Source organism: Actinomycetota bacterium, assembly GCA_041658625.1.
In the GTDB taxonomy this organism is placed as follows: Bacteria; Actinomycetota; JAHEXW01; order JAHEXW01; family JAHEXW01; genus JBAZZW01.
The window spans coordinates 606,093-629,951 of sequence record JBAZZW010000001.1; the positions used below are offsets into that span (position 1 = coordinate 606,093).

The following is a 23,859-nucleotide window of genomic DNA, read 5'->3' on the forward strand; positions in this document are numbered from 1 at the left end:
TGGTTTTCCCAAAATATCAAAAGATTTCCAATATGTCAATATATATTTGGCAATATTTGAAAATAAATGAAAAGATTCGTCGGAATCTTTAACTGTTATAATTGTGGGTATGTCTGAACATGAACACCTGAAATGGCAAAACTTCTGGGACGAACAAGCCAAGGTCGACGATTCCTACCAGGCGGTGCGAGGGGACAAGATTATACCCGACGCCGTCCAGGAGTATCACGACCGGAAACTTGTCGAGATGCTTAATCCCGAACCTGGCGACAAGGTTCTGGACGCGGGCTGCGGAGTAGGCGATCAAACCATGCTGATCGCGGGGTTTGTCAATCAGGTTACGGCGATCGACTTCTCCCCCGTCATGGCCGAGCGCTGCGGCGCGCGTTTGAAGCAGGCGGGCGCAACCAACGCGACAACGGCAACAGCCGACGTAACTTCCCTTCCCTACGCGGACAACACTTTTGACAAGACCATGTGTATCGCGGTCCTTGCCTATCTGAATCCTGAAGAAGTGGACCAGGCTATCGCTGAGCTGGCCAGAGTCACCAAGCCGGACGGTTTGCTTGTCCTTCACATCAAAGACCTGTGGTCGGGAACTGGTATAATCGTGACCTTCGGCCGTTTCTTAAGGGCTCTTATTAAAGGTCGCCCGGAGCTTGAATATCAATACCGCACGCATTGGTGGTACAAAAAGAAGTTACGTCTTTATGGGATGATAGAAGAGTCGTATGCTTACGGTACCTGGACGCCGTTCATGCCAAAGAAAATGATGTCGTGGATCGCGTCCATGGAAGTCAGACACCGGTTCTTCCAGAAGCGCTGGCCGCATGGCAAAGAGTATTTTATCCGCACGCGGATTAAAAACGGAGGTTGATTTACATGGTCGTAAAGAAACCGAAAGCCAACGACGAAGCCCCTGACCTTAAGGAAATCGGCGAACAGCTGAAAGCGTTGGGTCAGCGGCTCCTTAAAGCTGTTGACAAAGCAGGGAAAAGTGAAAAGGCCAAACAAATAAATAAAGACGTCGCCGACGCGTATGAAACTTTGAAAACAAGTGTGAAAAGCGGCGAGATGAGCGACAGCGTCAAGCGCGAAGTCAAAGACGCGCTCGTTTTCTTCAACGCCAAACTCGACGAATTCCTCAAAGAAGAGAACGGCAAGAAGAAATAGATAATCACTGAATTTAAATTGACGAAGACCGTTTAACAAGCTAATATATCAACATATGTTGATACAACAGAAGTCGATATGAAAACTGTTGCCGCGTCACAGGAAGACACCGAATTAGCTGACTTCCTAAAAGCCGCCGGCGATCCGCATCGGCTGCAAATTCTCCGCATGCTCCAAAATGGAGAACGGTGCGTTTGTGAAATACACGAACCGTTGTGTCTGCCGCAGAATCTTGCCTCTCATCACCTGAAAGCCTTGAGAGATGCCCGCTTGGTAAAAACCCGAAGAGACGGCCGAAAAATCATCTATTCCTTGAACGCCGCCAGATTCAAGATCATTGCGAAATTGATTGACGACATGGCAAAATGCGAAGGAACCGACTGATGAAGAACCTTGTCATGGAATGGCGGCATTTGGATCTGGAAGGAAAAACATGCGTCCGCTGCTCGGCGACCGGAAAGACTTTGCTTGATGTCGTAGATGAGCTGGCGACGGAGTTAAGGCCGCTCGGCATTAACGTCAGCTTGAAAGAAGTCTTGCTTTCTGAAGAAAAGCTGAACGAGTCAAACATGATCCTTATAAATGGAATTCCGCTGGAGAAGTTGTTGCCGGACGCGGGAACGTCTGAGACCTGTTGCGATTCGTGTTCTTGTTTGACGGGATCAGACGTATATTGCCGCACCGTGGAGTACGGCGGCGTCTCCTACGAGGAGATTCCCGAGTCACTTATCCGGCAGGCAGTCAAGCAAGCGCTAGAGAAAGAGTCAAATGGCTAATAAACAATTGTCTTTTCTCGACCGGTTTCTAACAGTTTGGATATTCTCGGCCATGGCTATCGGCGTGGCCGCTGGCTACTTCTTCAAGGGCGTTCCGTCGCTCATCAATTCATTCCAGGTCGGAACGACCAATATCCCAATTGCCATCGGTCTTATTTTGATGATGTATCCTCCGCTGGCGAAGGTGAAATACGAGGAATTGGGCGAGGTCTTCCGGAACAAGAAAGTTTTGACACTCTCGCTCGTTCAAAACTGGATTGTCGGGCCGATTCTGATGTTTATTCTGGCCATTGTATTTTTGCGAGGTTACCCCGCATATATGGTCGGGTTGATTATGATCGGCTTGGCCCGTTGCATCGCCATGGTTATCGTCTGGAACGATTTGGCTTGCGGAGACAGAGAATACGCGGCCGGACTGGTCGCTTTTAATTCAATCTTCCAGGTTCTTTTCTTTTCAATATATGCCTATGTCTTTATTACGGTCCTGCCTCCGCTGGTCGGTTTGAAGGGCATGGCAGTAAACATCACCGTCTGGCAGATAGCCCAAAGCGTATTGATCTATCTTGGCATACCGTTTTTCGCCGGGATGATGACGCGATTCGCTTTGGTTAAGGCAAAAGGCAAAGACTGGTACGACAACGTTTTCGCGCCGAAAATAAGCCCGTTGACGCTGGTCTTTTTACTTTTTACCATCGTTGTAATGTTCGCGTTAAAGGGTGAATACATCGTCAAACTGCCGCTGGATGTCATACGAATCGCCGTACCCCTGCTTATATATTTCGTCACGATGTTCCTTATCTCTTTCTATATGAGCAAGAAGGTCGGCGCGAATTATGAACAATCGGCAACATTGTCATTTACCGCGGCCAGCAACAACTTCGAGCTGGCCATAGCTGTCGCTGTTGCTGTCTTCGGCATCAGTTCGGGGCAAGCTTTTGCCGCGGTCATCGGCCCTTTGGTGGAAGTACCGGTCTTAATCGGATTGGTCAACGTATCTTTATTCTTCAGGAGGCGATACTTCCCGGCAGATATTTGTGAGATTGAAGAGATTGACGCTGCGCAGGCTTGAGCTGACCATTGCGGCCGACAAAACAAGGGAGAGATGATATGAGAGTTGAGATCTACGACCCGGCAATGTGCTGTTCGTCAGGGCTGTGCGGACCTGGCGTTGATCCTATATTAGTAAAAGTCTACGACACCATGCTGGCGTTAAAAGAACAAGGTGTTGAGATAACGCGGTTTAACCTGGCGCAACAGCCGAAAGAATTCCTCGACAACAAACAAGTCGCGGACCTTCTGCAGGAAAAAGGGAACGACGTATTACCGGTTATTTTCGTTAACGGAAATATCTTTGAGACCGGCGAGTATCCGTCATACGAGGATTTCTGCACGGCCTTAGGCATAGAGCCCTTAGAATGACAAAATATTTATTATTTTCCGGTAAGGGCGGCGTTGGCAAAACCACGATGGCGTCAGCCGCCGCTATTCACTATGCCATGCAAGGCAAAAAGACATTAATCGTGACGACCGATCCGGCGTCGAACCTCGCGGACGTGTTCGAGCAAGAGATTGGTCACAAGATTACACCGATTAAAGGAATACTGGGCCTCTTTGCCATGGAGATCGATCCCGATGAGGCGACGAATGACTATAAAGAACGGATTATCGGCCCTTTCCGCGGAATTATGCCGGATGACGTGATAGCCTCGCTCGAGGAGCAGTTCAACTCACCTTGTACGACCGAGATAGCGTCGTTTGACAGATTCGTTGATTTTATGGAGAGCGACGACTCTGACGTGGTGATATTCGACACCGCTCCGACGGGACACACCATTAGGCTTCTTGAGCTCCCTGTCGATTGGTCAAAGCATATCGAGGAGTCCGCTAAGGGTAGCGGGCAGACTTGCCTCGGACCCGTTCAAGCTATTCAGGAATCCAAAGAAAAGTATGACCGGGCAACTGCCTTACTTAAAAACAGCGACAGGACAACCTTTGTGTTTGTAATGCGCCCCGAAGAACTCTCGCTTTACGAGACAATCAGGGCATCAAAGGAATTGGAAACAATAGGGGTCACAACAGGCGACATCATAATAAACGGCATTCTGCCCGAGGACGTTTGCGAGCTTGAGTTTTTCAGGAAGAAGTACGAGGCGCAGCAAAGAGTAATAAAGCGGGCGCAAGAGACTATTGATATGCCTGAGCAATATATGCTCTTAAGGGACAACGAAGTAAAGGGAGTCGCCGCCCTTCGAGCCGTTGCGGAGGAACTTTACCACGGTGTAAAACCCTCGTTTGCAAAGGCAAGCGAGGCGCCCGATTACATTGATTACCCGAAACCAAGCGCCGGCGAGATAGATAGCCTTTGGCTTCCCGACAAGCAGTCGAAAGCGCTGTTTTTCACCGGAAAAGGCGGAGTCGGAAAAACCACTGTGTCATGCGTTGCCGCATTGTATGTCTCGCAAAAGGAGTTTAAGACGCTCCTGGTCACGACTGACCCCGCGGCGCATGTTGGCGAGGTGCTTGATATAGAGGTCGGGAGCGAAAGGACGAAAATAACCGACAACCTGGATGCCGTCATGATCAATCAAGTAGAGGCGACAAAACAGTATAAGGAAAAAATACTTGATGACGCTCGGGGGAAATATTCGGAGGATATGCTGGCGGCGATGGAAGAAGAGCTGAATTCGCCGTGTACGGAAGAGATGGCCGCGTTTGAAAAGTTTGCTCAATTCATAGAGAGCGAAGATTACGAAGTTCTCGTCTTTGATACCGCGCCAACAGGTCATACCTTGAGACTTCTCGACCTTCCTTTTGACTACGCGAAACAGGTCGAGATGATGATCGACGCGAATGAATGCCAGGATGAAAAGGAAGCAACAGAAGATCGATTTGAAGGCATAATCGATATGCTAAGGGACCCAAACCGCACAGTTTTTAATCTTGTCCTTTACCCTGAGTCCACCCCTATTATGGAGTCTTATCGAGCTATGCTTGACCTAAAAGAAGCAGGCATTGAAACACAGCTGGTGATCGCGAATATGGTTCTGCCAAAGGAGGTCAGCACAAACAGCTTTTTCAAAAGTAGAAGGCGGATGCAATTGAAATATCTGACGGATATTCAAGAACGGTTCAGCCTTCCCGTAATGCAAATCCCTTTGATGCAAGATGAGGTTAAGGGTATAGAAGCCTTGATTGCTCTAGGGGCTTTGTGCCTGCCCTTATCAGTTTAGCTGCTAGCCCTTAACGACGCCGTGCGGTCGGACCTTGGCAACTTTCTTGGAGAGGCCTGCCTCGTGACATACTTCCACAACACGGCTGGCGTCTTTATAAGCGTAACTTGCCTCTTCCGCCAAAGTCTTGATGTTGCCGGCGATTACGATTATCCCTTGTTTTGCCAGCTCATCACGGACTTCCTGGCCCCTCATGATCCTCTTCGCCTTAGCCCGGCTCATCAAGCGGCCGGCGCCGTGGCAAGTGGATGCGAAGGCTTCGTCCTCGCCGGTCTCCGCTCCAGCCAGAATGAACGACGGGCGGCCCATGTCCCCCGGAATCATCACGGGTTGTCCCGCGTGTCTGTAGGCCTTGGGGACAGCCGGATGGCCGGGCCCGAAGGCCCGGGTCGCGCCTTTGCGATGGACGCAGATCAGTCGCTCCCCGCCGTCGACCCGATGCGTTTCAAATTTGGCGGTGTTGTGCGAGATATCGTAAAGGAGCGTCATACCCATTGCCTCTGCGCTTTTCTTAAAGACGAACTCGAACGACTGCCTGGCCAGATAGGCAAGGCACTGCCGGTTGACCAAAGCGTAGTTTATGGCCGCGGTCATCGCGGCCAGATAATCGCGGCCGGCTTGAGAGTTGATGGGCGCGCAGGCGAGCTGACGGTCGGGCAAGTTGATGCAATATTCGGCCGACGCCCGCTCCATGACTTTCAAATAGTCTGTGCAGACCTGGTGGCCCAAGCCGCGGGAGCCTGAGTGGATCATGATGACAAGTTGGCCTGGGAATAAACCGAACGCGGCCGCTTTTTCTTGGTCGAAGATCTCGACGACCTCCTGGAGCTCCAAAAAGTGGTTGCCGGAGCCTAACGTGCCTTCCTGGTCGAAGCCGCGCTCGTAAGCCCGCTGGCTTACCTTGGTCGGGTCGGCGCCCGGCACGCTGCCTTTCTCTTCAATGTGATCCAAATCATCGGGCCACGCGTAGCCTTTTTTTACAGCCCATTTGACGCCCGTTGCCAGAATTCGCTCCATGTCTTGTTTGTTGGTTTTTATTTTGCCGTGGCTGCCGACGCCTTTCGGAACATTCCGGCCGAGTTCATACATCAGGGGTTCCAGTAGGTTTTTAACCTCATCGAAACGCATATTCGTGCGAAGCATGCGGACCCCGCAGGAGATGTCATAGCCAACGCCGCCTGGCGAGACAACGCCCTTCTCGGCATCCGTCGCCGCGACACCGCCAATGGGAAATCCATACCCCCAGTGGATGTCGGGCATGGCAAAGGAGCCTTTAACGATCCCTGGCAAGAAAGCCACGTTGGCGACTTGCTCAAGCGCCTGTTCCTCGCCGGCGATGTTAAGAAGTTCCTCGTCGGCGTAGACGAAGCCGTCAACCAGCATACCGGGTTTGGCGGATTTGGGAATCCGCCACTTGGTGGGGGATAACTGTTCCAGCTGAATGTTAGACATCAAACACTACTGTGGCGGACCAGCCGTCGTCTTTCTTAACGGACAACATGTGATAGGTGACTGCCTTGATCTCGTGGCGCATCTCGTGGACCTGTTCGTCATAATGCTCGCCGTGCACCTCGGCCAAGAGATGTTGTTTATCAAGCTCAAGCACTTTAAAGGATGAAGGGACTAAGTGTTGGGTGTCGAACAGATAAATCAAATCGTTCAACCACTCGACCAGCAATTCCTCGACGTCCTCGCCTTCAACTTCGACGTTCAACTGCCGGACGGGACGGACCGTGCCGGGGTCGACCATGATGTCGCGCATACCGCGGGCGGCGTTCTCAAAAAGCTCCGGCAGCGTATCGCCATAAGCCTTTATCCCGGTGTCAGCCGTATGGTTGATGACCTCGTACGTCTTCATGCCAATATTTTAACACTTAGAAAGAGGCAGTTCAAAGCCACTACATCGCTACGTAGCGATGTAGTGTTGCCTGGTAAGCAGGGCTCTTACTTTATAAAGACCATGACCGCGGCGAGAAGCAAGAAGCCGACGCCGAAACCAAGAAACAATCCGGCAGGGATGAACAAGGCGCCGGCCCCCCGAGAATCTGTAGTCTTATCTGGTTCTTTTTCAGCCATTGCTCCTCCTTTGCGTTTATGACAAGACTATCTTGCCGATGACTATGCACACGGAATGGTTATAATTTCCGATGGGTAGATTACCCAATCGACTTTCGCCATCCCGGAGGACTACAAATGTAGACTTCGATTCCAAAGACCTTTTTCGCGTATCCATTGCCAGATATGGGGCTTATGACATAATTATTTCCGCGGGGATACCTTGAGCGAAAGGCTTTGATTCCCGCCGCGCTAAAGTCTTTAGGATCCCATTTACACTCGACCGCATCGATAGTATTTCGCTTCCTCGGCATCACAAAATCTACCCCGTGTTCGTCTTTATCTCTCCAGTAACCAACAACTGTATCGGGGGCGTTGGTCTGCAGGTATTCTAAGACGACATGTTCCCATAACTTACCGTTATCTTCAGGCCGCAAAGGATCCCAACCTCGCGCAAAACTTACGAAGCCCGTGTCGAAGCCATATACCTTGGGCATTCTTAGAAGCTCTCGTTTTCCACCAGAATGAAATGGTCGCACCAGTGTGACAGCATTGGTTATCTCTAAAGCTCTCAGATGGTTCTCAATGGTCGGCCGGCTTATCCCTAATGCTCTCGCGGTACGCGTTATCTCGAACATGCCCCCGCTCTGCTTCAAAAGATACTCAAGCACCGAATTGAACTTCTGAACGTCTCGAAATGAAAAGAGTTTTTGAACGTCACGAGCAAAGAATGAATCCATCCATTCCCTGTAAAATCCCGGATCTTTTTTCTTAGCCAACAAGGCCTGCGGTAGACCTCCGTGAAAGAGGCGTTTCGCCAAAGTCGCATCGAAAGCGTCGATTTCGTCATATAGTACAGGAGTAAGATGGACCGTTCGCTTGCGTCCTGTGAGCGTATCTTTAAACCGATAACTCGCCGCGAGTGTCGAAGACCCGGTTGCCAGGATCTTTATATCCGGGAAAACGTCGGCGCCGATTTTCAGCAATTTGCTTGGATCCGGCAGTTGGTGGATTTCGTCGAAGATAATTACCGGGCGCTCAGCATTCTTATAAAACAGTTCCGGATCTGACGTCATATCCGTCACGACCGGTAAATCGCAATTTACATACTGCGCTTTATCGCCGAGACTTTGAGCCAATGTTGTCTTACCAACACGCCGCACACCCGTCAGCCAAACAATCGGAGCTTCACGCCACTCGTTTTCTATTCGGCTCATCCAAAAAGGTCGCGATATCATGTAACCATACTTATCATATAGTCCGACTTTTTGTCAAGTTTGATTACGTAGGTTGGCCGCCGGGGTCGGGTCGCGAACCTAGAAAGTCAAGAAACACAGAATTCAATCCCTGGCCCTCTTGTCTTGTGTATAATGACCTCGTAATTATTAAAAATCCAGAAAGGAAGGGATTCTCGAAATGATGAAAGCATATCTCTTCAACGCGGATAAAAACACCGTCACTGAAATTTCCCCGGAACGCGCAGTGGTGCAGGCAGCGAAAGGTAATTATTGCTGGCTGGACATCGAGTCACCGGTTGAGGACGACTTTTTAGCGTTAACCAAGCGATTCAAAATACAACCCCTAGCCATGAAACAAATCAGAAACGCGGCGGGCGTCCCGGAGATAATAACCGGAACAGAGCTTAGCTATATATGCTGGTACGGGCCCGAGAACGGCGTGTCCGGCCAAAACAAACGGTTCAGCTGTGTTTTCGGAGAAAGCCTGCTTATTACAATCCGGGAGGGCCGGGTGCCGGCGATAGACCGGAATCTGGAAGTGCTTGCGGAAGAACCTGAAATCCTGGGTCGGGGCATCGGGATCCTTTTATACAATATTTTGGACGCTGCCGTCGACGACTATTTCCTGATCATTGACAGCCTGAGCGACCGGATAGACCAAATCGAAGACGCAATGTTCGCCCATCCGGGCGCCGATGACGTCAGACATCTATTTGATTTAAAGAGGCAGATGATCGATTTGCGTCGGGTAATCGAGCCAGAGCGCGAGGTGGTTAACTCGCTGCTTCGAAGAGAGTTGAATTTTCTGCAATCAAATAACGAGGTCTACTTCCAAGATCTCTATGACCACCTGGTCCGGATCATTGATCTAATCGACACGCTTCGCGACGTCACCAGCGGCGCGATGCAGATTTATCAAGCTACCATCTCGAACAACCTTAACGCCATCATGAAACAACTGACCATCATCGCGACCATCATGATGCCTTTAACCTTGATATCCGGTATTTTTGGCATGAACGTGGCCTTCCCGGGCAAAGAAACGCCGGCCGGCTTCTGGATAATCATGACAGCGATCGTCGCCATAGGCGCGGCGATGCTCGTATGGGTCTGGAAACGTCACTGGATTTAGGACGAGCGAAACGAAATAAGCGCAGTTAGGCAACGGCCGCCATTGTCATTGTTGGCTGGGTTGCCGTGATAAACCGCCTCCAGGTTATATGAAAAGCCAAGAAATGAGCTAGGTGTGATTTGACCTAGGTGATTACCCTGTTTTGCCATGTCTTTTAATACCAGCCTCGAGAATGTGCCCAGCTGTCTTAGGTAGTGGTATGGTTTTGGCATAACCTTCGCGGAAAAGCCTGGGGAGAATCAGTGAATCCTGGCGAATCTTCGCAAAAACCATACCAGCGCCGTTATCGCTGGTCAAATGGCAAGCTAGCGGAATACCTGGCCGTCATAACCGCGGCTTCCAGCCTGCTAGTCGTCTTTGAGGAACAGATCCCCGCTCCGCCCTTTGGTCTGGACTGGGGCGACTTCCACTTAACCTTAGGCCTCATGCTGCTCGTGGCGATGCCTGTCCATTTCTACACCAGGCGCCGCGCCTGCAAAGCCTTAGCCCAACAACCCAGAGCTGACAAATAAGAAGCTAAACAACCTGTAGGATTCGCATTTGCGCAAATTCCGTATTTGCGCAAATGCGTAAATGGATGTTTTTATCAGGACACATTCTCGAGAATGTGTCTCGCACCCCGGTGCCCAGGAATACGGGGAAGGATTGCGCAAAAGTCGGGCGATTCCGTCATTGCGAGGAGCAAAGCGACGAAGCGCCCTCCGAAAAAACAGAGCTGAAACATGTCCATTAAGCCCATCCTGGGATTCGGCCCATTAAGTCGAATCGCAGGAACTGACACGAGGCTTTCTTTACCAGCTAGTTCTCATGCATGGTGGATCAGAAACTGAAACCTGATAACAAAAGCCTTTGCCCTTTCCCGGCATTTAATTCTTAATTGATAATCCCACTCATTATGATTGCGCCTGTAGCTTCTTTTGGATTATTTCAATTACTTCTTCGATTCTTCTTGACGAAGTAGTCCTTCTCTTTTTGTTATGACGTGTGGCCCCCTCACCTAACCTCTCCCCGTAGGGGAGAGGGATATTAGGATCGAGCATCCTTATCGGCGAGTCTATTGCAGTCTAATGCGGGTCTATTCTGGTTATTTCTTTTTGGGGATGGTCTTGGTTTTTGTGCCGGGGAGCGGCTTTGCTTCGACTTCTGGGACGATTTCGCCATTGTCGGTCTTGTCGACGGCGATGCGGGCGAGCGCGGAAACCATGTCGCCTTTCTTCATCTTCATAACGCTGACGCCGCGGGCTGACCGGCCTTGCTTGGAGATAGCCTGGCTGGGCGTACGGATAACCGTCCCTTGGGCGGAAATGATCATAACTTCCTGGTCTTTCTCGACGACCATGGCCCCGGCGACCTTGCCCTTGGGCGTTAAACGGATAGCGATCATGCCTTTGCCGCCGCGATGGTGATGTGTAAATTGTTCTATCGGGGTTCGCTTGCCTATACCTTGCTCTGTGATGATGAACAAATACGTGTCAGGCAGGGTGATGCCCATGGCTAGAACGGAGTCGTCCGCGCTTAGGCGCATGCCGATGACGCCGGCGGCCGCGCGGCCCATCGGCCGGGCGTCCGCTTCCGGGAACCTGATGGCTTGGCCTTTTTGGCTGACAAGCATGACATGCAGGTCGCCAGTGGTCATCTTGACGCTCATCAATTCGTCACCTTCGCGCAGTTTAAGAGCGATTAGGCCGCCTCTCCGCGCCGTCGCGTAATCCTCAATAGGCGTCTTCTTGACCAGACCTTTCTTCGTCGCCATGATCATATAACGGCCCGGCTCGAAGTCTTTGGTCGCGATGACCGCGGCAATCTTCTCTTCCGAGGCGACCGGCAGAAGATTGACAATATTCTGTCCTTTAGCGGTCCGCCCGGCCAGCGGCAGTTCATGGACCTTTAAGCGGAATACCTTGCCGTAGGTCGTAAAGAACAGAATGTGGTGGTGGGTGCTGGCGACAAACAGGTGCTCGACGAAGTCCTCTTCCTTAAGGTCCATGCCGATGACGCCCTTACCGCCGCGGCCCTGGCTCTTATAAGCCGTTACCGGCTGACGTTTGATGTAGCCTGTATGGCTGACCGAAACGACCATGTCCTCCTCGGCGATCAGGTCTTCGACGTCGATGTCCGTCGCGGCCGACGAGATTTTGGTCCGGCGCGGGTCGGCGTACTTCTCCCGGATCTCGCCCAGCTCGTCCTTGATAATCCCCAGGATCTTCTTGGGATCGGCCAGAACCGATTTCAAGTAGTCTATGAGCTTCTTGAGCTCGTTATATTCGTCTATGACCTTCTGCCGCTCAAGACCCGTCAGTTTGGCCAGCCGCATATCCAAGATAGCCGTCGCCTGTTCGTCGCTTAGCTTGAACTTCTTCATCAAACCGTCATGAGCTTCCTCAACCGTTTTGGAGCCACGGATGAGCGCGATGACCTCGTCCAAATGATCGAGCGCGATAAGCAGGCCTTCCAGGATGTGAGCCCGTTTCTCCGCTTTGTCGAGTTCGTATTTGGTGCGCCGGGTGATGATCTCCACCTGATGGTCGAGGTAGTGCTTGATCATATCCGGCAGGCTTAAGGTCCGCGGAACACCGTCTACCAGAGCCAGCATGATGATACCGAAGGTCTCCTCAAGTTGCGTGTGCTTGTAAAGTTTGTTCAGGACGACCTGCGGAATCACGTCGCGTTTTAGCTCTATGACCAGGTGCATGCCCCGGCGATCCGACTCGTCGCGCAAATCGGAGATTTCCGTTATCTTCTTATCCCGCACGAGTTCTGCGATCTTCTCGGACATGCGAGCCTTGTTGACCATGTAAGGAAGCTCGGTAACGACGATGCGTTGCTTGCCGCCCTTGCCCTCCTCAACCTCGGCCACGCCGCGTACTCTAATAATTCCGCGGCCCGTTTCGTAGGCTTTCCGGATTCCGTCGCGGCCCATAATGATGCCGCCGGTCGGAAAATCAGGTCCCTTGACGATCTTGTTCAATGTCGCCGCGTCGATATCGGGCGTCTCGATCATGGTGACGGCCGCGTCGATGACCTCGCCAAGGTTGTGCGGCGGGATATTGGTGGCCATACCGACCGCGATGCCGGAACTACCATTGACCAGGAGATTCGGGTATCGCGACGGGAGAACAGACGGCTCTTCCAGAGACTCGTCGAAGTTAGGGATAAAGTCGACCGTTTCTTTGTCGATGTCGCGAAGTAATTCCTGGCTCAACTTACCGAGCCGGGCCTCCGTATAACGCATGGCCGCGGCCGAGTCGCCGTCGACCGACCCGAAGTTGCCGTGACCGTCGATTAAAAGATAACGCTGGCTGAAGTCCTGAGCCATTCTGACCATGGCGTCATAAACCGCGGTATCGCCGTGCGGGTGATATTTGCCCAGCACTTCGCCGACGATGCGAGCCGATTTTTTATGCGGCTTGTTCGGCTGCATGCCCATGTCGTGCATGGCGAACAAGATACGCCGGTGCACGGGCTTCAGGCCGTCGCGTACGTCCGGCAGGGCCCGTCCCACGATAACGCTCATCGCGTAATCAAGGTACGAGGACTTCATCTCGTCCTCGATCTCTACGGGAATTACGTTTTTAGCTGATAACTCTAGTTTCTGTTGGTCGGTCAATGCACCCCCTGTTGCTTCTCGATTCGGCCGTTACGCGGCCTCACTCGAAGAATATTTATTGGCTGTATCCTAAGAACAGACTAATCTCTAATCACTACTCACTAACCACTATCAAATGTCCAGGAACCTTACGTCTTTGGCGTATTTTTGGATGAATTCGCGGCGCGGTTCGACCTTTTCACCCATCAACTTGGTGAATATATCCTCGGCCATCGCGGCATCCTCGATCCCGACTTGCAGAAGCGTCCGCTCGGACGGATTCATCGTCGTATCCCACAGCTGCTGCGGATTCATCTCGCCTAAGCCTTTATACCGCTGGATACTAGGCTTCTTGGCTTTGACTTCTTTCATGATTTCGTTCAATTCCTTGTCGGCGTACGCGTATTGCTCTTTGCCGTCCGCGCTGACCTTATAAAGCGGCGGTTGGGCGATATAGACGTAGCCGGCTTCGATCATCGGCAGCATATAACGGTAGAAGAACGTCAAAATGAGAGTCCGGATATGGGCGCCGTCGACGTCGGCGTCGGTCATAATAATAACCTTATGATACCGGGACCTTTCAATGTCAAAATCTTCATCTATGCCGGCTCCAAGCGCGGTTATGAGCGCCTTGATTTCCTCACTGGCCAGAATCCTGGACAGGCGCGCCTTCTCGACATTCAGAATCTTGCCGCGCAAAGGCAGGATGGCTTGGAACGCCCGGTCGCGGGCTTGCTTGGCCGACCCGCCGGCGCTGTCGCCCTCGACGATATAGATCTCGCTGGCGGCCGGATCGGTATTCGAACAGTCGGCCAACTTGCCGGGCAGAGAGATGCTTTCCAGAAGACTCTTGCGGCGCGTCAGTTCGCGCGCCTTACGCGCAGCCTGACGGGCCCGGCTGGCGCTGATGGTTTTGGTTATGACGAGCTTGGCCTCGTTCGGATTTTCCTCGAGGAATTCAGCTAGTTTCTTGGCGACTACGCCGTCGATAAAACCGCGCGTCTCAGGATTGCCCAGTTTGGTTTTCGTTTGTCCCTCAAACTGCGGTTCCTTGATGCGTAGGTTTATGACCGCCGTCAGGCCTTCCCGGCAATCCTCGCCGGACAGGTTGTCTTCCTTCTCCTTCAGCAAGCCCTTCTTTCGCGCGTAGTCGTTGATGACGCGTGTTAAGGCGGCCTTAAAACCGACCAGGTGGGTGCCGCCTTCGTGCGTGTTGATATTATTGGCAAAAGCGAAGATGCTCTCGGCGTAACCGTCGTTATATTGCATGGCCACGTCGACTTCGGAATCCTCGTCTTTGCCCTCGAAATATATGACGCTATTGTGGACCGGCGTCTTGTTAGCGTTTAGGAAATGGACAAAATCAATGATGCCGCCGTCGTATTTGTAGACCTCTTCGACCTTGGGTTCCTCGCGCTCGTCGACAACCGAGATTGTCAGGCCCCTGTTTAAGAAAGCCAGCTCGCGCATGTGTTGCCCGATGAGGTCCATCTTGTAATCCAGCGTCTCGAAGATCTTGTCGTCGGCCAGGAACTGGACGATGGTGCCGGTCTTGGTGGTGTCGTTGACGACGGTCAGTTTGTCCACGGGAACGCCGCGTTTGTAGTGCTGGCGATGCACTTTGCCTTCCCGACCGACGTCGACCCTGAGATCCTTGGACAACGCGTTGACGACCGATAAACCTACGCCGTGCAGCCCTCCGGAAACCTTATAGCCGGTTCCGCCGAACTTGCCGCCGGCATGCAAATAAGTTAGAACGACCTCAACCGCCGACTTTTTGTATTTCTCAACCGTATCAACGGGTATGCCGCGGCCGTCGTCGATGACCGTAACCGAGTTGTCTTTATGGAGTTTGACCCAGATGTTGTGACAGTAGCCGGCGAGGCATTCGTCAATCGAGTTGTCGACTACTTCGTAAACGAGGTGGTGAAGGCCTCGGCTCCCTGTGGAGCCGATGTACATACCGGGGCGTTTCCGGACGGCTTCAAGCCCTTCCAGGACTTGTATCGCGTCAGCGTCATATTCCCTTTTCGGCAAGAAATCACCTCACCACAACGGTCTGGAAAAACGGGGTTTTTACCTCTCAGATTATACCATAACGGACGAGGCTAATGTCGGGGTTTAACTGCTAAAATATAATATTTTACGAGGGTTATAATTGGCCGGTTTTGAAGTGGATATCTGTGACGATTCCGGGGCCGACACGAGCCCTTACCTTCTTTAATATCGTTGGCTTTAATAGGCCCAATTCCTGCGCCCACATCGGGCTGGAACATGTTACAAAAAGGATGGTGTTGCGGATCCGGTCTGGTCTGGTTTCGTTGGCGATCCGCTCGCCGACGATCTCCGGCCAATGGCTGATTACCTCGGCCCGTTTAAGCGGTTTCTTGATTCCCCAGCGAGAGATGAGAGTGTCTATTACCGAACCGATGGGCGCAGCGTTACCCCGCGTCAATGATCTCTCCGTTGTTGATCCGGATAACATTGTGTCCCGACAGGTCTTCCCCGGCGAAGGAATCAAGATGCGTCGCGGTTATCAAAACCTGGGAGTTGCCTTTGACCATCGCCATCAGATAGTTCTGCCGATCCTCGTCAAGCTCGCTCATGACGTCGTCCAATAGAAGCAAGGGTTTGGCTCTGACTTCCTTCTCTATCAATCGAAGCTGACCGAGTTTTAACGACAAGGCGACTGTCCGTTGTTGGCCTTGCGAGCCGAACAGCCTCACGTCGTTTCCGTCGACGTTCATAACCATATCATCCCTATGCGGACCGACCAAGGTTACTTTCCGGTCAAGCTCTTCTTTTCGGCGGCGCATAAGTTCCTTGATGAACCGCTTTTCTATCTCTGCCGCGCCTTCTACGCCGCCTTCAGCCACCCGACTGATATAAGAGACTTCCAGTTTTTCCTTTCCTTTAGTGATTTTTTTGTGAGCCTCCGCGGCGTACTTGGACAACCTTTCGGTAGCCGTTATGCGCTCGACGATAATTCTCGTGCCGATCTCGGCAAGATTGCGGTCCCATAGGTCCAGACCTTCCCGACCGACGTCACGAGTCATGGTTTTCAATAGGATGTTCCGCTGGCGCAAAACGCGGTCATACTTACGTCGCCAGTAATGGTAAGTCGGATTGAGCTGGACAATCGTATCGTCTAAGAAAGCCCGCCGCCGCTCCGGTCCGCCCTTGATGATTTGCAGATCCTCCGGACTGAAGATGACGGCATGCAAATTGCCTAAAAGGTCGTTGAATTTATGCTTCTCGACGCCCCCGACCTTGACGCGTTTCTTGTCCGCCGGCGATAGAAAAACTTCCAGCGTCAGCTTGCGGCCGTTCCGGTCGAGATGCGACCGAATACTGGCCATGTTTTCGCCTTGTTTTACGAGTTGGTTGTCGCTGCCGGAGCGGTGTGAATTACCGGCCGATAGAAAGTAGATGGCTTCGAGAATGTTGGTTTTGCCCTGGGCGTTGCCGCCAACGATGATATTAATGTCAGGGCTGAAATGAAAGGTTGTTCCGCTATAGTTACGGTAGTTGGTGAGCTCAAGCGTTTCCAGATACATGCTAAGGTAATAGTATCACGAAACGGAGGGACTTAACGTCTATTCGCCGATATCAGCAACAGTGGCTTCGGTCACTTCCAAAAGATCGGCAACGCGGATTTTCAAGACTACGTTAGGAGACCCGCCGGCCGTATAGACAATATCTCCTGTCTTGATCCGCTTGTCGAGAATCGTAGTCACCGGCTGTTTCAGGCCGACCGGCGGGAGGGCTGTCGCCAGATAGTCCGCTATCGTTCTAATATCGTTTTCAGACGCGAACGTAACCTTATCCACTTTTAGATGCTGTTTTAGTTTAGCCTTGTCGGCCTTACGGTCCCCCGGGATCATCGCCATAACAGGTTTACCGTCAGCCATAAACAGCAGTGTCTTGATGACGGCTTTTGGTTTAAGGCCCAGGATCTCGGCCATGTTGGAAGCGTTCTTAACAGGCCCTGATAACGTCACTAGCTCGTGCTGGACATCCTTGGATTGAAGGTGATTGCAGACATCGACGCTGCTTCTCATCATTGCCACCCCCTACCTTTATTATGTCATTATCTCAGCCGGAGCGAAAACACTCCGATACTTCTTCAATGTGCCTTCGCTTAGCTCGCTGGCGACCGGTTCAGGGAGTTCCGTCCGGAACCTTTCTTTGAAATGATCCTTGATTTGCTCGATCATCGGACCGATCTCGCTCTCCTTGCTCGGAATCACATGGATTTTCAACCGGGCAACGATTCTTCCGTCGCTTAAGACGTCCGGTTCGACGACGCGCGGTCTTTCCACGATTATTTTCGACAGGTGCTCCAAATCCACGGCCAGATCGTCCAGCCAGCCTTTCAGTGATTTGCGCCCGAGTTCGGCAGGCAATGTCAGGTTGAGAAATAGGGGAACGTAACCGAGCGGGTACCTGGTCACATTGATGATGATTCCGTTTGGCACCGCCACATTGGCCCCGTTGATCAGCTGGACGCGGGTGGAGCGCAGGTTGAGGTCCTCGACCAGCCCGACGGCATCCGGCGCGCCGTTAAGATGCAGCATTACGAAATCCCCCGCCGAGTAGACGCCCTCAAGCAGAATGAAAAAGCCGCTGATAATGTCCTTGACCAGGCTCTGGGCACCAAGGCCGAGCGCAATGCCGATCAAGCCCATGCCGGCGACCAGTGAGACAGGGTTTATCCCCAACTCCTGAAGAATCATCGCTAAAGCGACAAAAAATACCGTGTACTTGAGAAGAGGGGTCAGGGCGGCCCGAACCGTCTGGGCGCGCTTTGGCGCCGCTTTGATGGGGAAGACAGCGCGGCCGATAATAATCTTACCGGTTAGGTATAAAACGGCGGCCAAGACGGCAATAAGAACAATCCGTCCGCCGTGGACGGCCAAAGTATCCGTGTAGAGTTTAACCGACCCGATATTCATAAGACCGATTATATCAATGAGCGTATCCTTAATAATAGGGCGTCGCGAACGTCCCGGAACGCCGTCAACCGCTCTTCTTCAGAGCCCTTGGCGGCGGCTGGATCGGGTTGCGGCCAATGAAATCGGGTGGCTTGCCCGGGGAACGTCGGGCAGATAATGTCACCTTCGCCGCATAGGGTTATGACGTAGTCGAATTCCAGGTCGGCTACCTCGGCAAATGATTTGGAGGCTTGGCCGGAGATGTCGACGCCGATCTCCCCCATAACCTTTACAGCCAGCGGGTATACCTGTGTCGGAGTCGAACCGGCGCTCCAGGCCCTTAATTTCCCGCCGCCTAAAGAGTTGGCCAGCCCCTCGGCCATCTGGCTCCGCGCCGAGTTATGCACGCATACAAAAAGAATCTTTTTCATCCGAACCTTCCTGTGATATAAAGCTCCGTCATTTCTTCTTGGGGATTCGTGAATATCAGGTCTGTCGGCCCAAATTCCACGACTCGGCTTGACCGTCCCTCGTCTGCCAGCAGAAACAGAGTATTGTCCGAGACGCGGGCTGCTTGCTTCATGTTGTGCGTCGCGATCAAAATCGTCGTTGTTTGTTTCAGCTTAAACATCAAATCCTCAATCTTCTGTGTTGAGATCGGATCCAACGAGGCGGTCGCCTCGTCAAACAGAAGGATTTCCGGTTTAAGCGCCAGCGCCCGGGCGATGGCCAGCCTTTGCTTCTGACCCCCAGATAACTTCTCCGCGCTCTTATGAAGCCTATCTTTAAGTTCTTTCCATAATGCCGCCTGTACCAGACTGGACTCGACGATCTCGTCAAGTTTCTGTTTTCGCCGGACGCCGTAAAGCCGCGGCCCAACCGCCACGTTCTCATAAATCGTCGACGGCAGAACAGACGGTTTCTGGAATATCATACCGACCCTGGCGCGCAAATCAAGGGGATCCAGCTCGTTAATGTCCCGGCCGTCCAGGAGAATTTCGCCTGTCCGGACGGTCTTCGTTATCAGTTCGTTGGTTCGGTTGAGCGAACGCAATAGCGTCGACTTGCCGCAACCGCTCGGCCCGATAATCGCCGTAATCGTATTTTCAGGAGCGATGAAGTCTATATTCTCTAAAACGCAAGACGCCCCGTAAGATAAGGTAACGGCGGTGATTTCCAATTTAGTTGTTATGTTCATATAAGCTCGCTTGAGAATTTGCGGCGGTAGCGGTTCATAACCCAGTTCGAGGTTAGGTTAAATCCAAGGATAATCACCAGCAAAACCACCGCGACCTGGAATGATTTTTCTATATTGCCGGTTGTTGCCAAAAGATATAAGTGAACGCTCAAAGTCCGGCCGCCTTCCAGCGGCAGGACCGGCGTTTGCGGCGCCATGCCGGCCGTGTATAGAACGGCCGCCGTTTCCCCGAAAGCCCGGCCGGCCGCCAGAATGGCTCCCGTTAATATACCGGCGATAGCCGTTGGCAGAATGACACGAAAAATCGTTTGCTCTTTAGTCGCGCCCAACGCCAGACTCGCCTCTCGATAAGCCTGGGGAACCGCCCGAAAAGACTCCTCACTGATTTTTAAAACAATGGGCAGAACCATCAGCGTAAGCGTTAGCGCGCCGGCGATCATGGAGTATTTCAAACCCATAAGCTGTACAAAAAACACCAGTCCGAAGAGGCCGAAGACAATTGACGGCACGCTGGACAAAAGATCGATGGCAAACCTGATGGACTGGACTATTCGACCCTGCCCCGCGTACTCGGATAGATAGATGCCGCCGCCGACACCCAATGGCACCGCGACTAGCAGCGTAAGCGCTGTCAGATATACGGAAGAAACGATCATCGGCCACACGCCGCCTTCCATCTTGATGCCGCGCGGGGCGGTTGAGAGAAACTTCCAGGAAAAAGCGGTATAGCCGCGGGAAACGATGTAGAGAATAAAGTAAATCAAGAAGGCTGTCGTCGCAATCGCAAAAAACAGGAATACCGCCAGCATGAGCTTGTCAATGATTTTCCTTGTCATTGACGCACCTTGCCGATTCGACGGGCGGCGAAAATCAGCACAGCGGAAAAGACAAGCAGCAACGCCCCTATAGCGAATAACGCGGTCCGGTGGTCGCCGGAAGCATAGGCCATATCCAGGGCGATCGTACTAGGTAAGGCGGCCGCCGGTTGGTTAAGCGCCTTCGGCATTAGGGGCGCGTTACCGATGACCATCAATACCGCCATTGTCTCGCCGATGGCCCGGCCTTCCGCCAGGATAACTCCAGTTAGAATACCGCGCAAGGCGGGCGGCAGAACACCGCGCCGGACAACCTGCCACCGTGTACCGCCTAAGGCGAAGATAATCAAACGGTTTTCCCTCGGCACCGCCCGAATGGCATCGGCCGAAACGGCCGTAACCGTCGGCAAAATCATAATGGCCAGCACGACCATTGCCGGTATCAACCCGAAACCGCTGCCGCCGAATATCTGCCGCGTCAATGGAATTAGTACTATGATGCCGAAGAAACCAAAGATAACCGAGGGTATGCCGGCCAGAAGCTCGACGATTGTCTTAAGCCAACGCCGGATTAACCTCGGCGCGTATTCGACCATGTAGACGGCCAGGCCGATACCTAACGGTGTCGCCAAGAGAACTGAACCTACTACAATGATCAGGCTGGCGGTGATAAGCGGCAAGGCTCCGAATTTGCCCCTCGTCGGCAGCCATTCCCGTCCGAAAAGAAAGGCTTTCAGACCTACTTTCGTGAAGACCGGATAGCCTTCCCTGATGACGAAGACAAAAATCAAGGCGAGCCCCACGACGCTCATTAAGGTCATGATAAAGAGCGCTATTTGCGTGGGGCTCGCCTTGCGTACGCGTTTCATATCCTGCTTATTCGGTGATTGTGTAGAATTCCTCGGACACGGTGTCCTTTTGGAATCCGCTGCTTAACACGAAGTCGATATAGGCCTTAGCCAATCCCTTCGCTTTCCCCTTGGTGAACATGTGGAGATAACGCCAGTATTTATAAGTCTTGTCCTTTACGGTTTTTGGCGACGGTTTGACATTGTCGACCTTTACCACTTTGACGGTTTCATCAGCCTGAGCGGCGCTTATATAGCCGACCGCGTCGGGCGTTTGGGCGACCGCCGCTTTCAGCTGGCCGGTACCCGGCATAGCCAAAGCGTCCGCGGGGAACTTGGCGTCCTTACCGATGATCTCCTTCTGGACGTAGTCCCTGGTCCCCGAAGCCTCATCGCGGCCGATGACCTGGATCTTCGCGTTCTTGCCGCCGACGTCCTTCCAGTTGGTGATCTTCCCCGTCAGGATGTCCTTGACTTGGGCGTCCGTTAAACCGCTAACGCCGTTAGCCGGATTGACGATGATCGCGAGGGCATCGACGGCGACCTGGTGGTCGACCAGGCCGGTTTCTTCAGGCTTTAACTCCCTTGACGAGTTTCCGATATCCAGCGTTCTCTCGGTCAAACCGGTTATGCCTTCGGAGCTGCCGGTGCCCTGAACTTCAACCTTTACGTTAGGGTTTTTGGCCATGAACTCCTCCGCGGCCGCTTGCGCCAATGGCAGTACCGTCGTCGAGCCGCCGATACGCAGACTTCCCGATAGTCCTTTGTCCGTGCCTGTTCCATTATTCGACTTGGAGCTACAACCCGCCGTCAGTATTGTGATTGCCGTTAAAGCTGCGATAAGAAAAATAATGATAGATTTACGCAACTGCAACACCTCCTTTCATAGGTTCGTTTGGACAATGTTAACGAACCTGAATTTAAGGATAGAAAAGAAATGTTAACGGGGCGGTAAAGGTTTGGTTAATTTTTGGTTAACGGCTTCTAGGCCGCGGGGATGGTAATTATGAAGGTCGTACCCTCGTGGAGCGTGCTGGCGACCTCGATTGTCCCGCTGTGGGCCTCCACGATATGTTTGGCAATCGCCAGGCCCAAGCCAGTGCCGCCGGCTTCGCGCGACCTGTGTTTGTCCACCCGGTAGAATCGTCCGAAGACTTGGTTGACGGCCGCTTTCGGAATGCCGCGGCCCGTATCGGTGACTGTGAACTGGACGCTGCCCTTGTGGCTTTCGGCGGCGGATACGCGGACCAGCCCGCCTGAGTCCGTATACTTGACGGCGTTGTCCAGCAGGTTGATGAGGGCTTGAACAAACAACCGCCGGTCGGCCTTCGCGGAAATCCCGGACGGCGCGGCGGTTTCAATCGCGACGCCTTTAGCCTCGGCCAGAACCGCTACGGCTGCGACGGCCTCTTTTATCAAATCCTTTGCCTTCTCTTTCTTGGGTTTGGCAATCGCGTCCCCGGTTTCCAGCCGGGAAAGCTGCAACATCTCATTCACTAAGTTAGAGAGGTGCTCTGTTTGAACCCGTAGGTTTTTTAGAAAACGGCGGCGTTCGCCGGCTTCGTTGTCGGCTCCCATATCCAGCAGCGCTTCCAAAGTCGCCCGATTGGCGGCGATCGGCGTCCGAAGTTCGTGGGAAAAACTGGTAACCAGCTCCCGGCGCGCGGTCTCCAGCCGTCTAAGTTCGGTTACGTCCTCCAGAACAGCCACGACCTCGTTCTCCGCCCCGGCCGCTTCAATGGGTTGAATGGCCGCCCTGATCGCCCTCTCGAACGGTTTCTTTATGTGGATTTCTTTGATGACGCGCCGGCCTTTCAGCGCTTCGGCCATTTGCTTGGCCAGCTCAAAATCCACCGAAAACCGGGACAAGGGAGAGGTCTTGACGTCGCGCTTGGAGGTGATAAGAAGACTTTCCGCCGCCTTGTTCGCGTATCGAACTTTGCCGGAGGCGCCGATGATGATAACCGCGGCGGGAATCCGATCAAGCAGGTCGTCATAATACGCTCGGGCGGTCCGGACGTCGTCATCGGCGCGGATTCGCGCGTCCCTGGCGGCGGCGGCCAGCTCGTTGTTCTCACGCGCCGCGGCCCAAAGCTTCAGTCCCAAATAAACCGCCGCGACCAGGCTTATGATTGCGACGACTAGAGCGACTTCTTGAGTCACCCGCTCTTCACCTCGAGCTTGTAGCCGACGCCTCTTATGTTCTTAATCAAAGAACCGTCGTCGTCGTCGTCGATTTTTTCCCGCAACTTCTTAATATAAACGTTGACAGTCTTGTCGCTGCCGTAGTAATCGTATCCCCAAACGCGTTCCAGGATTAGATGCGGCGTTAAGACCTGTCCGGGATTCCGCAAGAACAAGACCAGGAGATCGAACTCCTTCGGCGTGAGCGCCAGCGCGCGGTTATCGCGGAAAGCCTGGTGGGCGCGGACATCCAAGGTAAACGGTCCAACCGACAACTCGGGCGGCTCTTTCGCTGGGCTCTCTTTGGCGCCGCGCCGCAGCAAGCCGCGGACGCGGGCGATGACCTCGCGTAAGCTGAAGGGTTTTGTCACATAATCGTCGGCGCCCAGTTCCAGCGCTACGACCTTATCGGTTTCGGTGTCTTTCGCCGACAGCACAAGAATCGGAGTGTCGCCGGACTTTCGGATCTCCCGGCAGATGTCTTCACCTGACAGGCCCGGCAACATAAGGTCAAGAATGACCAGATCCGGCGGGCTCGACTGAAACCGGCTCAAACCCTCATCACCGTCGGCCGCCGTCGCCACCTCGAAACCCTCTTTCTTAAAGGCGTAAGAAAGCGAATCGGCCAGTGACCGCTCATCCTCAATAATCAGAATCTTTTTAGGCATGTGTTAATAATACTTCGTTTCA

Annotated in this window: 26 protein-coding genes; 9 read left to right on the top strand and 17 right to left on the bottom strand. The window is 52.8% G+C overall.

The window, feature by feature from the left end; genetic code table 11:
• Positions 1-109: 109 nt before the first annotated feature.
• The 7 genes from WC891_03135 (at position 110) to WC891_03165 (ending at position 5,179) form a co-directional block, all read left to right on the top strand.
• Positions 110-877, top strand: a complete 768-nt coding sequence (locus WC891_03135; protein ID MFA5866941.1) for a class I SAM-dependent methyltransferase — start codon at positions 110-112, stop codon at positions 875-877.
• A gap of 5 nt (positions 878-882) precedes the next feature.
• Complete coding sequence (locus tag WC891_03140) at positions 883-1,173, top strand: hypothetical protein (GenBank protein MFA5866942.1); 291 nt, start codon at positions 883-885, stop codon at positions 1,171-1,173.
• Positions 1,174-1,251: 78 nt separating this feature from the next.
• Positions 1,252-1,557: a metalloregulator ArsR/SmtB family transcription factor gene (locus WC891_03145; GenBank protein MFA5866943.1), complete on the top strand. Its 306-nt coding sequence runs from the start codon at positions 1,252-1,254 to the stop codon at positions 1,555-1,557.
• Complete coding sequence (locus tag WC891_03150) at positions 1,557-1,949, top strand: DUF2703 domain-containing protein (GenBank protein ID MFA5866944.1); 393 nt, start codon at positions 1,557-1,559, stop codon at positions 1,947-1,949. Before WC891_03145 ends, WC891_03150 begins: the two co-directional genes overlap by 1 nt.
• Complete coding sequence (gene arsB / locus WC891_03155; GenBank protein ID MFA5866945.1) at positions 1,942-3,018, top strand: ACR3 family arsenite efflux transporter; 1,077 nt, start codon at positions 1,942-1,944, stop codon at positions 3,016-3,018. The genes WC891_03150 and arsB overlap by 8 nt, the downstream gene beginning before the upstream one ends.
• A gap of 38 nt (positions 3,019-3,056) precedes the next feature.
• Positions 3,057-3,368: an arsenite efflux transporter metallochaperone ArsD gene (gene arsD, locus WC891_03160; protein MFA5866946.1), complete on the top strand. Its 312-nt coding sequence runs from the start codon at positions 3,057-3,059 to the stop codon at positions 3,366-3,368.
• A complete protein-coding gene (locus WC891_03165; GenBank protein MFA5866947.1) occupies positions 3,365-5,179 on the top strand; it encodes a TRC40/GET3/ArsA family transport-energizing ATPase in 1,815 nt (604 codons plus the stop codon). Before arsD ends, WC891_03165 begins: the two co-directional genes overlap by 4 nt.
• Positions 5,180-5,182: 3 nt before the next feature.
• Here WC891_03165 and WC891_03170 read toward each other — a convergent pair whose 3' ends face one another.
• From WC891_03170 to WC891_03185, 4 genes are all read right to left on the bottom strand, one after another.
• Entirely contained in the window at positions 5,183-6,631 is a 1,449-nt protein-coding gene (locus WC891_03170) for an RtcB family protein (GenBank protein MFA5866948.1), read from the bottom strand.
• Positions 6,624-7,037, bottom strand: coding sequence for an archease (locus WC891_03175; protein ID MFA5866949.1), 414 nt, complete (start codon positions 7,035-7,037; stop codon positions 6,624-6,626). The genes WC891_03170 and WC891_03175 overlap by 8 nt, the downstream gene beginning before the upstream one ends.
• Positions 7,038-7,123: 86 nt before the next feature.
• A complete protein-coding gene (locus tag WC891_03180; protein ID MFA5866950.1) occupies positions 7,124-7,255 on the bottom strand; it encodes a hypothetical protein in 132 nt (43 codons plus the stop codon).
• Positions 7,256-7,335: 80 nt separating this feature from the next.
• The gene (locus tag WC891_03185) at positions 7,336-8,451 is read right to left on the bottom strand and encodes an AAA family ATPase (protein ID MFA5866951.1); all 1,116 of its coding nucleotides are present in this window, start codon (positions 8,449-8,451) and stop codon (positions 7,336-7,338) included.
• 199 nt (positions 8,452-8,650) lie between these two features.
• Between WC891_03185 and corA the strand changes: the two genes are divergently transcribed.
• The gene (gene corA, locus WC891_03190) at positions 8,651-9,604 is read left to right on the top strand and encodes a magnesium/cobalt transporter CorA (protein MFA5866952.1); all 954 of its coding nucleotides are present in this window, start codon (positions 8,651-8,653) and stop codon (positions 9,602-9,604) included.
• Between the two features lie 242 nt (positions 9,605-9,846).
• Positions 9,847-10,116 (top strand): hypothetical protein, encoded by a 270-nt coding sequence (locus WC891_03195; GenBank protein MFA5866953.1) that lies wholly within the window; start codon positions 9,847-9,849, stop codon positions 10,114-10,116.
• Positions 10,117-10,688: 572 nt separating this feature from the next.
• Here WC891_03195 and gyrA read toward each other — a convergent pair.
• The 13 genes from gyrA to WC891_03260 form a co-directional block, all read right to left on the bottom strand.
• Positions 10,689-13,211: a DNA gyrase subunit A gene (gyrA, locus tag WC891_03200; protein ID MFA5866954.1), complete on the bottom strand. Its 2,523-nt coding sequence runs from the start codon at positions 13,209-13,211 to the stop codon at positions 10,689-10,691.
• A gap of 111 nt (positions 13,212-13,322) precedes the next feature.
• Positions 13,323-15,227, bottom strand: a complete 1,905-nt coding sequence (gene gyrB / locus WC891_03205) for a DNA topoisomerase (ATP-hydrolyzing) subunit B (GenBank protein MFA5866955.1) — start codon at positions 15,225-15,227, stop codon at positions 13,323-13,325.
• Positions 15,228-15,342: 115 nt separating this feature from the next.
• Complete coding sequence (locus WC891_03210) at positions 15,343-15,645, bottom strand: DUF721 domain-containing protein (GenBank protein ID MFA5866956.1); 303 nt, start codon at positions 15,643-15,645, stop codon at positions 15,343-15,345.
• The gene (gene recF, locus WC891_03215) at positions 15,632-16,747 is read right to left on the bottom strand and encodes a DNA replication/repair protein RecF (protein MFA5866957.1); all 1,116 of its coding nucleotides are present in this window, start codon (positions 16,745-16,747) and stop codon (positions 15,632-15,634) included. The genes WC891_03210 and recF overlap by 14 nt, the downstream gene beginning before the upstream one ends.
• Before the next feature lie 39 nt (positions 16,748-16,786).
• Positions 16,787-17,254, bottom strand: a complete 468-nt coding sequence (locus tag WC891_03220; protein ID MFA5866958.1) for a YbaK/EbsC family protein — start codon at positions 17,252-17,254, stop codon at positions 16,787-16,789.
• Positions 17,255-17,272: 18 nt separating this feature from the next.
• Positions 17,273-18,145 (bottom strand): mechanosensitive ion channel domain-containing protein, encoded by an 873-nt coding sequence (locus tag WC891_03225; GenBank protein ID MFA5866959.1) that lies wholly within the window; start codon positions 18,143-18,145, stop codon positions 17,273-17,275.
• An 8-nt stretch (positions 18,146-18,153) separates the two neighbouring features.
• Positions 18,154-18,555, bottom strand: coding sequence for an arsenate reductase ArsC (locus WC891_03230; GenBank protein ID MFA5866960.1), 402 nt, complete (start codon positions 18,553-18,555; stop codon positions 18,154-18,156).
• On the bottom strand, positions 18,552-19,322 hold the full coding sequence (locus WC891_03235) for a phosphate ABC transporter ATP-binding protein (GenBank protein MFA5866961.1): 771 nt from the start codon (positions 19,320-19,322) through the stop codon (positions 18,552-18,554). Before WC891_03235 ends, WC891_03230 begins: the two co-directional genes overlap by 4 nt.
• Positions 19,319-20,158 (bottom strand): phosphate ABC transporter permease PstA, encoded by an 840-nt coding sequence (pstA, locus tag WC891_03240; protein ID MFA5866962.1) that lies wholly within the window; start codon positions 20,156-20,158, stop codon positions 19,319-19,321. The genes WC891_03235 and pstA overlap by 4 nt, the downstream gene beginning before the upstream one ends.
• Positions 20,155-21,006 carry a phosphate ABC transporter permease subunit PstC gene (gene pstC, locus WC891_03245; protein ID MFA5866963.1) on the bottom strand — a complete coding sequence of 284 codons (852 nt, stop codon included), beginning with the start codon at positions 21,004-21,006 and terminating at the stop codon, positions 20,155-20,157. Before pstC ends, pstA begins: the two co-directional genes overlap by 4 nt.
• A 7-nt stretch (positions 21,007-21,013) precedes the next feature.
• Entirely contained in the window at positions 21,014-21,853 is an 840-nt protein-coding gene (locus WC891_03250) for a phosphate ABC transporter substrate-binding protein (GenBank protein MFA5866964.1), read from the bottom strand.
• A 116-nt stretch (positions 21,854-21,969) separates the two neighbouring features.
• A complete protein-coding gene (locus tag WC891_03255) occupies positions 21,970-23,148 on the bottom strand; it encodes an ATP-binding protein (protein ID MFA5866965.1) in 1,179 nt (392 codons plus the stop codon).
• Positions 23,145-23,837 carry a response regulator transcription factor gene (locus tag WC891_03260; GenBank protein MFA5866966.1) on the bottom strand — a complete coding sequence of 231 codons (693 nt, stop codon included), beginning with the start codon at positions 23,835-23,837 and terminating at the stop codon, positions 23,145-23,147. The genes WC891_03255 and WC891_03260 overlap by 4 nt, the downstream gene beginning before the upstream one ends.
• Positions 23,838-23,859: the final 22 nt, after the last annotated feature.